This window comes from Mucilaginibacter sp. P4_D1 (assembly GCF_056401935.1).
This window is the reverse complement of sequence record NZ_JBFUIJ010000003.1, coordinates 71,535-87,603: the sequence shown is the minus strand read 5'-3', so window position 1 is coordinate 87,603 and position 16,069 is coordinate 71,535. Positions and strand designations below refer to the sequence as shown.

The 16,069-nt window shown below is 42.6% G+C and carries 16 protein-coding genes; all 16 read right to left on the bottom strand.

Annotated features, from left to right (window positions below):
* Positions 1–5: 5 nt before the first annotated feature.
* Positions 6–1,610 (bottom strand): complex I subunit 4 family protein, encoded by a 1,605-nt coding sequence (locus AC1DV1_RS04195; RefSeq protein ID WP_477355716.1) that lies wholly within the window; start codon positions 1,608–1,610, stop codon positions 6–8.
* A 5-nt stretch (positions 1,611–1,615) separates the two neighbouring features.
* Positions 1,616–3,727, bottom strand: a complete 2,112-nt coding sequence (locus tag AC1DV1_RS04190; protein ID WP_477355713.1) for an NADH-quinone oxidoreductase subunit 5 family protein — start codon at positions 3,725–3,727, stop codon at positions 1,616–1,618.
* A complete protein-coding gene (locus AC1DV1_RS04185) occupies positions 3,720–4,505 on the bottom strand; it encodes a hypothetical protein (RefSeq protein WP_477355710.1) in 786 nt (261 codons plus the stop codon). Before AC1DV1_RS04185 ends, AC1DV1_RS04190 begins: the two co-directional genes overlap by 8 nt.
* A complete protein-coding gene (gene nuoK, locus AC1DV1_RS04180; RefSeq protein WP_477355707.1) occupies positions 4,505–4,810 on the bottom strand; it encodes an NADH-quinone oxidoreductase subunit NuoK in 306 nt (101 codons plus the stop codon). Before nuoK ends, AC1DV1_RS04185 begins: the two co-directional genes overlap by 1 nt.
* Positions 4,807–5,355, bottom strand: coding sequence for an NADH-quinone oxidoreductase subunit J family protein (locus AC1DV1_RS04175; RefSeq protein ID WP_477355704.1), 549 nt, complete (start codon positions 5,353–5,355; stop codon positions 4,807–4,809). Before AC1DV1_RS04175 ends, nuoK begins: the two co-directional genes overlap by 4 nt.
* A complete protein-coding gene (locus tag AC1DV1_RS04170) occupies positions 5,352–5,942 on the bottom strand; it encodes a 4Fe-4S binding protein (RefSeq protein WP_477355701.1) in 591 nt (196 codons plus the stop codon). The genes AC1DV1_RS04175 and AC1DV1_RS04170 overlap by 4 nt, the downstream gene beginning before the upstream one ends.
* Before the next feature lie 114 nt (positions 5,943–6,056).
* Positions 6,057–7,127, bottom strand: coding sequence for a complex I subunit 1/NuoH family protein (locus tag AC1DV1_RS04165; protein ID WP_477355698.1), 1,071 nt, complete (start codon positions 7,125–7,127; stop codon positions 6,057–6,059).
* A gap of 270 nt (positions 7,128–7,397) precedes the next feature.
* A complete protein-coding gene (gene murI / locus AC1DV1_RS04160) occupies positions 7,398–8,243 on the bottom strand; it encodes a glutamate racemase (protein ID WP_477355695.1) in 846 nt (281 codons plus the stop codon).
* A gap of 65 nt (positions 8,244–8,308) precedes the next feature.
* The gene (locus AC1DV1_RS04155) at positions 8,309–8,821 is read right to left on the bottom strand and encodes an OmpH/Skp family outer membrane protein (protein WP_477355692.1); all 513 of its coding nucleotides are present in this window, start codon (positions 8,819–8,821) and stop codon (positions 8,309–8,311) included.
* 55 nt (positions 8,822–8,876) lie between these two features.
* Complete coding sequence (locus AC1DV1_RS04150) at positions 8,877–9,407, bottom strand: OmpH/Skp family outer membrane protein (RefSeq protein ID WP_477355689.1); 531 nt, start codon at positions 9,405–9,407, stop codon at positions 8,877–8,879.
* A 15-nt stretch (positions 9,408–9,422) separates the two neighbouring features.
* Entirely contained in the window at positions 9,423–11,975 is a 2,553-nt protein-coding gene (bamA, locus tag AC1DV1_RS04145; protein WP_477355686.1) for an outer membrane protein assembly factor BamA, read from the bottom strand.
* Positions 11,976–12,038: 63 nt separating this feature from the next.
* Positions 12,039–12,779, bottom strand: coding sequence for an isoprenyl transferase (locus tag AC1DV1_RS04140; RefSeq protein WP_477355683.1), 741 nt, complete (start codon positions 12,777–12,779; stop codon positions 12,039–12,041).
* A gap of 399 nt (positions 12,780–13,178) precedes the next feature.
* Complete coding sequence (locus AC1DV1_RS04135; RefSeq protein ID WP_477355680.1) at positions 13,179–13,700, bottom strand: ExbD/TolR family protein; 522 nt, start codon at positions 13,698–13,700, stop codon at positions 13,179–13,181.
* A 128-nt stretch (positions 13,701–13,828) separates the two neighbouring features.
* On the bottom strand, positions 13,829–14,617 hold the full coding sequence (porG, locus tag AC1DV1_RS04130; protein WP_477355677.1) for a type IX secretion system protein PorG: 789 nt from the start codon (positions 14,615–14,617) through the stop codon (positions 13,829–13,831).
* A 9-nt stretch (positions 14,618–14,626) separates the two neighbouring features.
* Complete coding sequence (locus AC1DV1_RS04125; RefSeq protein WP_477355674.1) at positions 14,627–15,514, bottom strand: NAD kinase; 888 nt, start codon at positions 15,512–15,514, stop codon at positions 14,627–14,629.
* A gap of 157 nt (positions 15,515–15,671) precedes the next feature.
* Positions 15,672–16,052 (bottom strand): four helix bundle protein, encoded by a 381-nt coding sequence (locus tag AC1DV1_RS04120; protein WP_477355671.1) that lies wholly within the window; start codon positions 16,050–16,052, stop codon positions 15,672–15,674.
* Between the last annotated feature and the right edge of the window lie 17 nt (positions 16,053–16,069).

Genomic DNA, 16,069 nt, shown 5'->3' with positions numbered 1-16,069 from the left:
ATCAATTATTTGGTGTGTAAAAATTGTATAAAAGCCAATACCGAATCGTTGATCTTATCAAAAACTAATGATGGCATTATACCCAATGCCAGGGCGATGATGGCCAGTGGTGCAAGGGTAAGTTTCTCACGCAGGTTTAAATCTGTAAGCGCTGTTTTCCAAACGGCACCACCTTTTAATGATTCTTTACCGAAGAACATGCGTTGCAGTGTCCATAAAAAGTAGGCCGCGCCAAACAGTATGCCCAGGGTGCCGCAAATAGCCATCCAATAAGGCAGTAAACCATTTTCTGTATGCGATTTAAATACACCGGCTAATGTAAACGCCTCGGCCACAAATGCCGAAAAGCCCGGCAAGCCCAACGAAGCGAAAAACGCGATCATAACAAAGGCCGTATATTTTGGCATCAAGGTAGCCAGGCCACGGAAATGGTAAATATCCCTGTCATGCACCCGGTTGTAGATAACCCCTACCAGGAAGAATAGCATGGTTGATAAAAAGCCATGGCTCACCATTTGCATTACGGCTCCGCTTACGCCTTCGGCAGTTTGCGACGCGATGCCCAATAACACAAAACCCATGTGCGATACCGATGAATAAGCGATCATCCGTTTCAGATCTCGCTGGGCAAGCGCGTTGAATGCACCGTATAAAATGGAGATAACACCTAACAGGCCAAGCCAGAAGGCATGCGCTGTGGCTACTTCGGGGAAGATGCCGATACATATGCGGATAATGCCATAGCCGCCAATTTTTAACAGGATACCAGCCAGGATGATAGATACCGGCGTTGGTGCCTCTACGTGGGCATCGGGCAGCCAGGTGTGCAAGGGCACTACCGGCACTTTTATAGCGAAGGCGATAAACAATACCACAAAACCTACGGTACGCGCAGGCATGCCCAATATGGTTTGGTGGCCTGCCAGTGAAAATACCGAACCGACATTGAAGTTTGCCGGGTTCATCATCTGCACCATATTAAAAGTATGATTGCCGGTGGCGGGATCGGTAACCGAGAGGTATAAACCTACTATCACCAGTAACATAAATACCGAACCAAACAGGGTGTACAAAAAGAATTTGATGGAAGCATACTCGCGCCGTGCACCGCCCCACATCCCGATCAGGAAATACAACGGCAGTAGCATGAGCTCATAAAACATATAAAACAGGAAGAAATCCAGCGCGCAAAACACGCCGATAACGGCCATATCCAGCAATAAAAACAACAGAAAAAACCCTTTAAGGTTACTCTTGATTTCCCAGCAAGCCAAGGTAGCTATCACCAATACCAGCGATGTCATCACCAGCAGGGTTATCGATATGCCATCTATCCCCACAAAATAATCAATTTGCATTTTGCCCAGGCTACCCAGGTTAAGGCTTATCCAAGGCAGTTTTTGTACAAACTGAAACTGCTCTTCGTGGTTAATGCCGCCAAAGCCGGCGCCTGTTTTAAAGTTAAGGTACATCCATATGCTGATGCCCAATTGGATCAAGGTAGCCCCAAGCGTGATATATTTAAAACTGTTGCGCATGCTTGATGGCAGCAGCATAATGATAATGCCAAACAGTACAGGTATAAATATGAGTAAGGTTAATATATTCATCAGGTTTATATCAGTATTTTTAAAATAAACAGCAGCAGCACAATGGCCAGCATACTAAACAAATAATATTGCACTTTACCGCCCTGGAATTTACGTGCAAAATTGCCAATACTTTGTACAATGGCAGCCACCAGGTGCAAAAATCCGTCTACGATATATTTATCCGCCCAGGCGGCAAAACCGGCAACATATCTGCTCACAGCAGCAAGTAAATGGATAAATCCATCAATAATATTTTTATCAAACCAGTACATGAACTTACCCAGCCCTAATACGGGTTTTACAAATACACGTTTGTAAATTTTATCAAAATACCATTGGTTGTATGATAAGCGGTAAAAGAACCCGGTTTGCGGGAATGCAAAACTGCTTTGTTTTACATAGATGGTATAAGCAGCGTAAATGACCAGTAAGCTGAAAATATTTACCAGCGTCGGGATGGTAACGTGATAAATACTTTCGAACTTAGCCAGGCCGTGCAGTCTTAAACCGCTGGATAACCAGGCCTGCTCGTACCCAAAGGGGTTAAATGAAAACAGCGGGAAGAAGCAGCAAAGGGCCAGTAGAACCAAAGGCAATTTGTATTGCCAGCCGCCGTCGCCCATGTGTATTTTTAAACCGGGATATATTTGGGAAAGCCTGAATTGGCCAAAGAAAACCTTGAAGATCAGTCGCGCTACATAGAAAGCCGTAAGCCAGCTGGTCAGTAATGCCATGATTGGGATTATCTTGAACCACGCAGCTTTACCATCGATCCACTCAAAAGTCTGGATCAGGATACCGTCTTTTGACAGGTAGCCAGATGTAAGCGGCAAGCCGACTAATGCCAGTCCACCAATAAGCGCAACGATGAAGGTAAGCGGCAATTTTTTACGCAGGCCTCCCATTATCGAAATATCCTGCGGATCGATGTCCAGGTTATTATCATCCTTAACATGCTGCATTTCGTGGATCACGATACCGGCCACCAAAAACAGTAAACACTTAAAAAACGCATGGGTAGCCAAATGGAACAGCGACGATGAGTAAGCCCCTACCCCCATACCCAAAACCATAAAACCTAATTGCGATATGGTAGAATATGCCAGCACCCGTTTTAAATCATTTTGCGTAAGCGCGATGGTAGCCGCCATAAAAGCAGTAAAACAGCCGATGCAGGCGAGTACGGTAAGCTCTGTTTGGGTAAACATTGGATATACTCTGCCTAACAGGAAAACACCTGCCGCAACCATGGTAGCAGCGTGTATTAACGCCGAAACGGATGTCGGCCCTTCCATGGCATCCGGCAGCCAGGCATGTAACGGGAACTGTGCCGATTTAGCAGCGACTGCTAAAACGATACCTGCAACGGCAATGTATTGCCAGATGGCGGGCAGTGAGCCAGAAGCCCCTCCGGAGAACCATATTGATCCGTAAGACCTGGGCAGCAAATCAGCTTGGACAGCCCATTGCCCGTCCCTTATGGCAGAAATACTGAGCATCCCCTCATGCCCAAACAATGCATTAATATCAAAAGTGCTATACATGGCGAACAGGATAATAATAGCACTTAACAAACCAATATCACCTATCCTATTCATGATAAAAGCTTTTTTATTAGCCTGTACCGCTTTATCTTTTGTAAACCAGAAACCAATTAACAAGTAGGATGAAAAACCAACCAACTCCCAGAAGGCATAAAACAGCACCAGGTTATCCACAACTACCAATGCCAACATGCTGAAACAGAAGAAGCTGAGGTAGGTGAAGTAACGGCTGTACCTATCATCATGCTTCATGTAAGCGGTAGAGTAAATGTGTACCGGCAAAGCGATAACTGACACCAATAATAGCATCAAAGCCGATAAATTATTAAGTAGAATACCCGCGTAAACTTTACTATGCCCAATGGTAAACCAGACCTGCTTTACGTGGACCTGCGGATTATTCCACACCCCGGCAAATACTTTGGCGGCCAAAACACAGCTCAGCAAAATAGCCACCGTAGATACCCAACCCGCAACTTTACTTTTTACCGGCAGGCAAAAGTTTACCAAAGCAGCAAGCAGCGGCGATGCTACAGCTGCGAGGGTGCAGGCGATGAGGGTGGCGTCGGTATAGGATAGTTGATTAATCAATCTTTTTAGTTGTTATAAATAATACCGCTGGTTTCCAGCCGGCAGCGTTTTCTGTTCTCGGAGAGAAGTCAACTTTTACAATATCATCTGCAGATAATTTATAAAGAAGATTAATACCTTCATTTGTCGATTGCTTATAAAAATCGCCACTGGTTGTATTCATATATCCAACATTGCTATCATCAAAGTGATTAACCTGAAGGAATGCAGCGTATTCTTTTGAAAACTGGCTTAACTTTTTCTGATAGCTATCAATTGCAGCACGTTTAGTTAAAACCACAACTAATCGATTTTTAGGTGCTGCGTTAAATATTTCAGCGACTTTAACTTTACCAATGCTATCCCGACTAAGTATATCCCCGACCTGAACGCCATTTAGGTTCTTGTCAGAAATCGATCCATCCAGAACATACAGAATGCTGTCGCTGACGGGCGATTTCTGCTGAACTGACTTTTTGATCAGACCATGATTATAATGTTTAGTATAAATATTCAAAACACAATTATCTGCCCGGCTGCCATAAAACGCTAAAGCTGCTGTGGCTGTAAATACTTGAATTGACGCAATATCTTTAGGATCGATGTTTTTCATGTCCGCAGTATAAAGTTTGTCGTTTAATACTACCAATGTTTTGTAAAAATTACGTGCTGTGCTTGCACTGATTAATCTATCGACATTTTTTGTAGAATCAAAAGGCACGCTCTGGGCAGACGCTAATCCAGCTAAGAAACTTAATTGAAAAAAAAGCAAAATTATCATCACCAGCCTCTTCATCATCAATCCCTCAAATTATTAATCTTACCAGGATCAATGGTTTTATATTTCCTATACACGTTCAAAATAATAGCCAGTGCTACCGCCGTTGTAGCCGCGGCCAGTACAATGGCAAACAAGGCGAAAATTTGCCCGCTGTTGTTGGCAGCATCGTGTTTACCAAATGCTACCAGGTTTAATATGGCCGCGTTCAGGATCAATTCGATGCCGATCAATATCTGGATGGCGTTGCGTTTGGATACGATCATGTACAGGCCGATGCAAAACAGCATTACACTCACAATCAAAAAGTCGGTTAAGGTAATCATGCCTCGGCCTCCTTACGCGACAGGTGTGCCGCGCCAACTAACGTCATTAGCAATAAAACAGATATAGCCTCAAAGGGCAGCAGGTAGCGCGTCATTAAATTAACGCCTATATTATCAATCATCACCGCGTTTGGGGTAATGGTATTATTATTGGCGATAGAAGCTTTTACCCAGCTTAGGTTATTGGCATCAGCCTTTAACACCACATTGATCATCACGATAAAAAACAACGCAGCGAGTAGTATCGCCGGCAATTTGCCTATGCTGAAGAACTTGCCTTTTTGCTGCTGCAAAACATCCAGCGTTTCTTTGCCCGATAGCATAAAGGCAAACAGGATGAGCACCAGGATGCCGCCTACATAAATTACCACCTGCGTAACGGCCACAAAATCGGCCAGGGCCAAAACGTATAGGCCGGCCAGGGCAAATAGCGTAACAAAAAACACAAATATGCTGCGTACCAAATTGGTGGTCGATGCCGCGTACAAGGCCGAAGCCACCGCGATAAAACTCATAAAATAAAACAGCACGCGGACTAAGCTCATGCCTCGCCCTCCTTTTGTTTCATGGCAGCCAGTTTGGCCGCTTGTTTTTCGGCCTGTTGCTTATCAAACAAAGCACGCTTTTCGGCAGCGACCTCGGGTGACATGTCCGAGAACTCGTAAACCAGGTCACTTAGTTCAAAAACGGTTTTATCATACTGATTGGTCATCACAATGCATTCGGTTGGGCACACAATGGTACACAGGCCGCAGTACATGCATTTGGCCATATCAATATCAAACTTAGCTGCGTAAAGGCGTTTAGTGGTGCCGTCTGATGTTTGGCCTATGGCTTCCGTAGCTTTTATGGCCTCAATATCAATACAATCTACCGGGCATACCTTGGCGCATAAATCGCAAACAATGCAATCGTCCATCTCCACATCCAGTTGGTAGCGCCCAATTTCGGGCACCGGTAATTGCTGCTTCGGATACTGGATGGTATTGGTACCTTTTTCCAGCTGTTTAAAGTAGTTACTGTCACTTACGGTTGTAATCTTCCGCGCAGAATTATTGGCAAACAAGTGCTTCACGGTAAGACTTAAACCTTTCCATGCCGTTTTAAAACCGTTGATTAACTTAGTTAACAAATCCTAATATTGAAATTCTAAACTCTAAACCCTAAATTCTAAACTCTAAATCCTAATTGTTAAAATCCTAAATTCAATTTCTTAAATCCGAAATCGAACATCCGAATTCCGAAATCACATCAGCCACACTCTCCAAACACCCGATATCAGCACACATAAAAATGCCAGCGGGGTGAGTACTTTCCAGCAAAGGTTCATCAGTTGGTCTACCCGGAAACGGGGCAGTGTCCACCTGATCCACATTTGGATGGCTACCAGCCCTAACGTTTTTAGGCTTACCCATAAAATGCCCCACCACATACCGGTTGTCCATGTTGCCAAATGCACCGGGCCCATATTTGGTAACGGTGTATTCCAGGCTCCCAAAAACAGAATAACCCCTATCATGCTCACCAAAAACATCATAGAATACTCGGCCAAAAAAACCAGTGCGAAACGGATGCCCGTAAACTCGGTGTGGAAACCAGCCACCAGTTCTGATTCCGCTTCCGGGATATCAAAGGGGGCTCGGTTACTTTCGGCCAATGAGGCTATAAAATAAATTACAAACGCGATGATGAGATGCGGCGCACGGAATATGTTCCAGCTCAAAAGCCCACCAATTTTAGTAACATCCCAAAAACCGGCAAATTTTATTTTCTCGGCTGCTAACACCCCTTGTTGCATAGACACAGCCTGCAGATCGAGTGTTTGGGCTATCATTACAACAGATATAATGGCAAAGCCTGCGGGAATCTCATAAGAGATAATTTGCGCGGCCGAGCGCATGGCGCCTAATATAGAATACTTGTTATTTGATCCCCAGCCGGCCATCAGGATACCTAATGTTTCGATAGAGATAATGGCGAATATATAGTAGATGCCTAAATTTATTTTTGATGGAATAAGTCCCGGCCCCCAGGGCAGGGCGGCAAAACCCATGTATACCGCTATAAATATTACAGCTGGCGCCAGCATAAACAGCCATTTATCGGCAGCTGCCGGGATGATGAGCTCTTTTTGGATCATCTTCATAATATCGGCCAGGGTTTGCAGCGAGCCGAATTTTCCGGTTTCAGTAGGCCCAAGCCTGTCTTGTATAAATGCAGAGATCTTCCGCTCGGCATAAACACCAAACAACGCAAAAAAGGCCGAAAAACTGAACAACCCTATAGCAACAATAAAATATGTGATATAATAATTCAAGCGCTTTTTTGATGAAGCTGCAAACTTACTAAATGTTGAGTTATTTTAGACGACAAGTTTAGTATATTAAATTGATGAGTGGTTGGCTGGGTTGATTAGGTGAGTGGTTAATTATACCCTTAACCGTGATTGCGAGGCACGAAGCAATCTCTTTAGGACAATTATCAAACTTTGCATGTCGCCATTAGCATGTTGGGGATTGCTTCGTACCTCGCAATGATGTATCTTTTTTAGTATTTCGGCCCACCGACCACTCACTTAATCAACCACTCACTTACATATAACCAAATCATTAGCCGAAATAAAGGTCGATTTCACCGGCTGCGAGAAAAACAGCGAGGCGTGATGATCAAAGTCGGCAGTATCATCTGTGGTGGTATAAAATTGATTGGTGCCGTTTTTGCTGAGCCTGTTCTCCATTTCGGGGTGGCGATGCAGGTAGTCAACCAGGCTTTTAGCTACAATATCACCCTGGCCTATCACTTTAACGTGGGCGGGCAACTGCGCTTCAATTTTATCCTGGATAATAGGATAGTGGGTACAGGCTAATAAGATAGTATCGATAGCCGGCGATTGCGCCATTACTTCATCAAGGTACAACTTCACAAAATAATCGGCGCCGGGCTGGTCATACTCGCCATTCTCTATCAGCGGCACCCAAAGCGGGCAGGCCTGCTGGTAAACTTTCACATCCGGGAAAAAATTTTGTATCTCGATAAGATATGAGCCCGACTGTACCGTTCCCTTGGTGCCCAGCACCCCTATATGTTTACTTTTGGTGTAGTTGCCAACAATTTCGGCAGTAGGCCTTATAACGCCTAATACGCGTTTTGTAGGGTCGGCGTTTTTTAAATCCTGCTGCTGTATGGTACGCAATGCTTTTGCCGATGCGGTATTGCAGGCCAGCACAACCAGCGGGCAACCCTGCGCAAACATCCATTGCACGCACTCCCAGGTATATTCATGAATGGTTTTAAATGAGCGGTTACCATAAGGCGCACGGGCGTTATCGCCCAGGTAAAGATAATCGTAACCCGGCAGCCGGCTGATGATTGATTTAAAAACCGTAAGGCCTCCAAAGCCCGAATCAAAAATACCTATAGGTTGATTGTGCATATACAAACATAAAAAAAGCGCTCCGTACTACGGGGCGCTTTTTTATAAATGACTAAAGGTTGATATTATTTTAAACCTAATTTTAATTTTACAGCGGCCATCAAATCGTCGGCATCTGGCGATACCAACAGGCTAACCTGTGATGAATCCAATACATAAGCGTAACCTTTTTCTTTGGCAACAGCTTGTACTGCGGCAGTAGCTTTATCAAAAAGTGGTTTGCCTAATTCGTTCTTTTTAGCTTCAACTTTTTGCTGAGCGTCTGTTTGATAATCAGACATACGTTTTTGCATATCCTGTAACTCAGCACCTTTTTGGCTACGAACGGCATCTGTCATAGTAGCCTGGGTTTTCTGAAAGTCGGTACCTTTTGTAGTGTACTCATTGTTCATGTTGGTAAGTACATCGATAAAGGTTTTTTGGTAAGCCTGAATCTGGGCCGAAACGGTTTTAGTTTCGGGCATAGCATCAATAACCGCATTAAAATTAATATGGCCAATTTTGGTCTGCGCATTGGCAAAGTTGCCGGCAAATATCATTCCTACTGCAACTAAAGCAACTTTAAATAGTTTTTTCATTTTTTTCTTGTCCTGTTTTAATAATAGTTTTGTTCTGTTTATTTTACTTTTAAATTTATTTGGCTAATACGCCGGGCTTAAGCCCTAATTTGGTTATCACCTCTGCACTTTTATCAAACCTTGGGTTTGCGTACAGCATAATTACCTCACTGTTTTTGTCAAAAATAATATCTAAATCATTGCTTTCGGCAACAGCCTGTACAGCTTTAGATACTCTATCCTGAATTGGTTTAACCAATGAGGTACTTTTTTGTGAAAGCTCGCCATCAGGTCCAAATTTTTGACGTTGAAAATCTTTGGCTGATTTTTCCTTATCTACAATTTCGGCCTCGCGACGTTTTTTCATATCGGCTGTCATCAGCACCTGGTCGGCCTGGTAGGCTTTATATAAACGGTCAATTTCCTGGAAACGGCCATCAACCTCTTTTTGCCATTGATCAGACAAAGCGGCCAATTGTTTTTGCGATGACGCGTATTCGGGCATATGTTTCAATATATAATCCGAATCTACATATGCAACACGTTGTGCATAAGCCCCGGCAAATGCAGTTAACGTTAAAAAGGCTACTAAAATTATCTTTTTCATATATCGCGGTGCAAATTAATTAAATCCGCCGGATAAACTCTGAGAAATTGTAAAATGGAACTGCCCTCTGTTTGCATCAGGCGCGCCCGGTATTTTATCAAATCCATAGCCATAATCTAATCCAAGCAAGCCAAATATAGGTAAAAATATTCTTGCGCCCACACCTACAGAGCGACGTACGTTAAACGGATTGAATTGGCTAAAATTGTTCCAAACGTTTCCACCCTCGGCAAATGCTAACAAAAATATAGTTGCCGACTGGCTGGCGATAACTGGGTGGCGCAGCTCCATAGTGTACTTATTATAGATAGTGCTACCAGTGTTAGTGTTCTGATTTTCGTTTGAACCTTCCGGTACAATCGAGAAGTTTTGGTAACCCCTTAAGCCGATGATCTCGCTACCCTGTAAAAACTGGTAGCTCTGCATACCATCGCCACCTAATTTGAAGCGCTCAAACGGCGATGGGCCTACTTCTTTGTTGTACATACCCAGGAAGCCAAACCTTACCTGGCTCATCAGCACAAATTTACCCACAATTTTGTTGAACCATTGTGCGTCGTATTTGAATTTATAGTACTCTACAAAGTGGTAACGCTCCTGCGGGGTAGCTACTTTATAGTTCACGTTGTTGAACATGGAATACGGAGGCGTAGCCTGTACCGTAAATTTGATGTTTGAACCCTGTGTAGGGAATATAGGCGCATCAATAGAGTTACGTGTTAACTCCTGTGTTAACTTGATGTTGAACGATGTACCGTTGCTAAACAGGTAACCGGTATAGTTATCCAGGTTATAGTGGTCGAAGTTTAATGAGTAGTTAAGCTGGAAATAGTTATCAGGCCATTTTAAGCGTTTACCCAAAGTAATACCAACACCGTTAATACGCAGGTTGTTGTAGTAAGGGCTTGTTTTTGCGTAGTACTGCCCGGTTGAACTACCTTGTGTATACGCCGATAAAGCAAAGTAAATTGGTTTTTTACCACCCAACCACGGCTCACTGAATGTGAACGAGAAGTTTTGATAAGTACGACCGCTTGACTGACCGCGTAAGCTTAGTTTTTGTCCATCGCCTTTGGGCAGTGGTTTGTAAGCCTTAAGGTTGAAAATATTACGTAACGAGAAGTTGTTGAATGTAAGCCCCAGTGTACCCACCAGCTGCCCGCCGCCAAAACCGCCCGAAAGTTCGATCTGGTCTGAAGGTTTTTCAACTACGTTGTAAACAATATCTACGGTACCATCCTGCGGATTGATGTTGGTTGGCTTAGGCTCTGTCTTCTGCTCGTCAAAGTTACCCAGCTGGCCAATTTCACGCGCACTACGGATCAATAACTCTTTGTTGAATTTTTGGCCTGGCTTGGTTTGGATTTCGCGCAACACAACCTTATCGTTGGTTACATCATTACCTTTAAGGCTTACACGGTTAATGGTGTACTGCGGGCCTTCGTAGATACGAATATCCAGATCAACAGTATCATTATAAACCCTTGTTTGTACCGGGTCGGCGTTGAAGGTTAAATAACCGTCATTTAAATACAGCGATGATACGTCATCGTTACTTGGCGTTGGACCGCTTAAGCGTTTGTTTAACTCATCTTCGCTAAATACATCGCCTTTTTTAACGTGCAGTATGCGCTCCAATATATCGGCAGAGTATTTGGCGTTACCGCTCCAGGTTACTTTACCAAAGTAGTATTTAGGGCCTTCGTAAACTTTTATTTTTACATTAACCGTTTGATCGTCGTGCTTCCAAACAGAATCGCTCACCAGTTCGGCATCACGATAACCTTTGGCCTGCATTTTTTCGATAAGGTTCAACTTATCTTCTTCGTACTTATCCTGTTTAAATTTCTTCGATCCGAAAACGTTATACCAGTGCTTTCTGCGGGTTTTGCTTAAATAACCGCGCAAATCGCTTTGCGAAAAGGCTTTGTTCCCTTCAAAAATAACGTCGTTTATCTTAACTTTTGTTTTCTTATCAATTTTAACATCCAATATCACGCTGTTAGCATCTCCCGGATCTTTACGCTGGGTCATGATAACGGTACAGTTTAAAAAACCTTTTTCGTTAAAATGCTTTTTGATGATGGCCGATGTGGTGCTCAGTAAATTTTCATTTACTATTTTACCCGTTTTATCGGTTAGCTTTTTCTGGATATCTTCTATTTCGCCTTTGCGGATACCTGTAATATGCAGGCGCGACAAACGTGGGCGCTCTACAACAACAATCTCCAGGTAAACGGTATCCATGTTAATTTTGGTAATATTTAACTGTACATCGTCAAATAAACCCTGCTCGTATAACTTCTTAATTACTTCGGCATTGCGCTCGCCTGGCAGGTTAATACGGTCGCCTTTGGTTAATTTAGACAGTAATATCAGGTTGTCTTTATCAAGATATTTTACGCCACTTACACTAATACCACCAATAATATAATCGCGCGGATTGAGGTAACTTAAACTATCGGCCGGTATCTGTTTGGTGAGCTGTGGCCTTGGCGCATTTGAAACCTGGGCCAGTACCGCAGTACCAAAAACAGTGAAAAGAATAGCAAAAAGAAATTTATACATTCGAATATTTTAGTGGGCTAAAATTAATTTATACAGTTGTTAAAATTTGTTAAAAGAAAAAATTTAGTTAACCTGCTCACTGGTCTTACCAAAACGGCGTTCGCGTTTTTGATAATCGAGTATAGCTTCGTACAAATCTTCCTTCCTGAAATCGGGCCATAGCTTGGTTGTAAAATACAATTCGGCATAGGCTATTTGCCATAATAAATAGTTGCTTATTCTATACTCGCCGCCGGTACGTATCAATAGTTCGGGGTCGGGCATATCGTTGGTAAATAAGTTGCGTTCAAAAACAGCTTCGTTAATATCTTCAATCTCCAGCTCGCCGCTTTTTACCTGTGCTGCTATATTTTTTGCAGCGTGTAAAATTTCGCGCCTCGAGCCGTAGCTTAAAGCCAGTGTAAGAATCACTCCGGTATTATCCTTTGTGGTTTCCATGGCGTTGTTAAGTTCTTTTAAACATTTGGCGGGCAGCAAATCCAGGTCGCCAATGGCATTAAGCTTAATGTTGTTTTTCATAAAGCCGGCTATCTCTTTATGGATGGTGCTTACCATTAACTCCATAATAGCCATTACCTCAAACTTAGGGCGGTTCCAGTTTTCTGACGAGAAGGTATATAGTGTGATATATTTTACACCCAGTTTATCGCATCCCTCCACTACATCCCTTACAGATATTACACCATTGTGATGACCAAATACGCGTAATTTGCCTTTTTCTTTGGCCCAGCGCCCATTGCCATCCATAATGATAGCTACGTGCTTAGGTAGTTTCAACAAATCAATCTGATCCAAATATTCCATATTGCTCATTATCAAAAGCCGGTGTTATGGCTATAAAAAAGACATGCTTGTTTTAAATGTCGTCAATGCTATGTCTAATAAATATTTGTTTTTTTAGACTAATCCGCTTTATAAATCAGCCGCCAACAGCCATAGTTAAATGCCACGTTGCCGGTTTTTTCAGGGTACAAAGGTAAAACTTACTTTGTATTTTTTTAGTATGCAGCAATAAAAGAAAATGTTATTGTAAATAATGCTGATAAATGTCATAAAAAACACATGAATGGCACTTTATGCACCTGTTTATTTTAATTTATAAATCAACAAAACGCAAAAAAGGGCATCAACAACCGGTAAAATGGTTGTGATGCCCGTCAAAAGGATATGTGTAAGGTTAGGTGGAATTACTTGAATATCATTTTAATAAATGCCTTTTTGCTTTAAGGCGTCTATATCGGGTGTGGCAATATCAACGATAGAATATCTGTCTGTTTTGGTGATGGTAAGTTCGTCCAGCGTACTCACCAAACTGCTGTAAACAGAATGGTTGCTGGGTTTAACTAAAACAATCATGTCTTTACCATATTTATCATGGATCATTTTATTGGTTTCGATAAGCGCCTTTCGCAAACCATCGTGCCCAAAGCCTGCCACTGTGGGCGCTATTGCAGGATTCTTAAGTTCGCCCAGGTAATACATAACCTGGTTGTTTTTACCAAGACAGATAGTAAGGCTCCGGCTGGCAGGTATGGGCCGCTCCTGGCTGTCCACTGGCATAGCCAAATCCATCGCTCTTGGCTTGGCCAGTGTAGTTGTCATGATAAAAAAGGTGATGAGCAGGAAAGCAAGGTCGACCATTGCGGTAAGGTCAATCCTGAGGTTTTGTTTTTTGCGCCCGTGGGCTGCACCAGATTTTTGGGGAGAAGCAGTTAATTCGGCCATGACATTATAGATTAAGGTTAAATTTCAAAACCAGTATTAAATACTGATTTTAATATCAAAACGAACTATAAAATCATTTATTGCATAAAAAACAAAATTTAATTTGTCAAATACTGTTAAATTGAAATTTAATTTTGAAAATAACAGCGCTTGGTAACAAAAGTATAGGAGATGGTAAGCCCAACTATAAAATAGCTGTCGCGTGGCTTAAGGTCGCCGCGCTGGGTGCCGACCGAGCCTATGTAGATGCCGGTTTTTTCGCCCGACCGATCAGATAATGCGCGGGCAACACCGGTTAATTTGCTTTTATCGGCATACGTACCGCTTACATCGTCAAGATAATCGGTAAAGGCGTATCGGTAGCCCATATCTGCCGCCAGGCTAAACTTGCCGCCGATATTGTACTTTACACCTACCCCATACGGAATTACCATGGTATTATCGCCGTACTGGGTTTTCTGGCCCTCGGTTTTCAATTGCCTGAGTGATCCTGTACTACCGTTATAAGTAGTACGCGGGTCATATGTAGAAACACCTATACCTGCGTATATAAAAGGCGTAAATTTATTAGGGCCGGCATCGGGTATATATTTCAGGAAATTAAATTCGCCAATAACGGCAAGCTCCATTACACCATCGGTAAAGCTCAGGTTACGGTCACGAAATTGCTGGCTGGAGGATGTACTGTCGGCCGCGCCAAATTTAGCGTAACTGAAATTTAGCTTTGCCGAAAAGTAACCGTCAAAATTGCGTTTAATATATAAGCCGGCAGAGGCTCCGCTTATTTTAACCGGATTATTGGGATTTAAATCGCCAATATACCCTGCCCCGCCAATAGCGCCGCCTACCTCCCAGGTTTGGGCCTGTACATGATACGAAAATATGAAGAGGAGTGCGAAAAGTACAAATTTGGGCATCAAGCAAAATTAATAATTACGGGCATCCAATCCCCATAATAGTTTGTTTCTTAACGTGGTTAAGTAACTTTCATTATTTAACCTGATTAAATTTAGCTGGAAGTTTGCTTTTTGTACCAGGAATTTCATGGTTTCGTCCATAACAGCCATCCGCGAATCGCATGATACCAGGTATTTGGAACTGCGGGTTTCCACCTCGAAACATAGCTTACTGTTATCGGGTAATATAATTGGCCGTACATTCAGGTTATGCGGCGATACCGGGGTAACTACAATACTGTTTGATTGCGGGAATATGATTGGCCCGCCGCAGCTTAACGAATAAGCGGTTGAACCTGTCGATGTTGATATAATCAATCCATCGCCCCAGTAGGAGTTTAAAAACTCATCGTTTAAAAATACGTGGGTGATAATCATGGCCGCATCATCGCGCTTGTGAATAGTTACATCGTTAAGCGCGAAGTTATCATTGCCAAATACGTTTGTTTTTGAATCGATGCTGAGCAGTTCGCGGCAATCCAGCGTAAACTCCCTGTTTACCACGGCATGTATAGCCGCGTTGATATCGCTTTTGTTTACGCTGGCCAAAAAGCCCAGCCTGCCAAAATTGATACCGATAACGGGGATGCCCGAGTCGCGGATAACGGTTACCATATCCAGCAAGGTGCCGTCGCCGCCAAGCGTTATAAAAATATCTATAAAACCCTTTAACGAGTCGGTAGCTTGCAGCACATGGTATTTTACCCCGTTTATTTTATCCTGCAGGTAATCATGAAGCTGATAGTGCACATAAATATCCACATTGTGCAGCGCCAGGTTATCAAATACCTGCTGTATATAAGGTATAACCGAAGGTTCATTAAATGGCCTGCCGTAAACTGCTATTCGTTGGTTCATTAGTTCATTGGTTCATTAGTTCATTGGTAAAAAGTTCATAGTTTAAAGTTCATTAGTTCACTGGTTCATTAGTTCATTGGTCTTTTGCGGCGGGAATAGTGACTCATTGGGCTGTTTTTATAAATACCGGCTTTTTAATGTGCTAATGATATAAACTTTAATCTACTTTGATCTTTGCGTTTTTACCGATGAATTTTAAATATGCATTTAGTTTGAGGTGGATGATTTGAAGTTTTTCTAATAGTGCATTAAACTGTTCTTCGTTTATCAGGTTCCTGTTTTTTGATTTTATTAGCCATCCTTTTGTTTCTAAAATCGAGCCGCGGCTAAAAAAACAAAAATTTCTATTTTCTTTAAAGTGATATCTGCCATACCCTTCAGCAATATTAGCCCCGATAGAATCAGCAGATCGTACTATCTGCTTGCCCACGATATCCTTCGCGAAATGATCCCAAGCGCTGACTATTACCCATATTTCGTCGCCAAAACTTTCTGCCAACTGATATACCTCTAAATCTTCAAGACTATAATAACTCATATTGACAATAACTCATA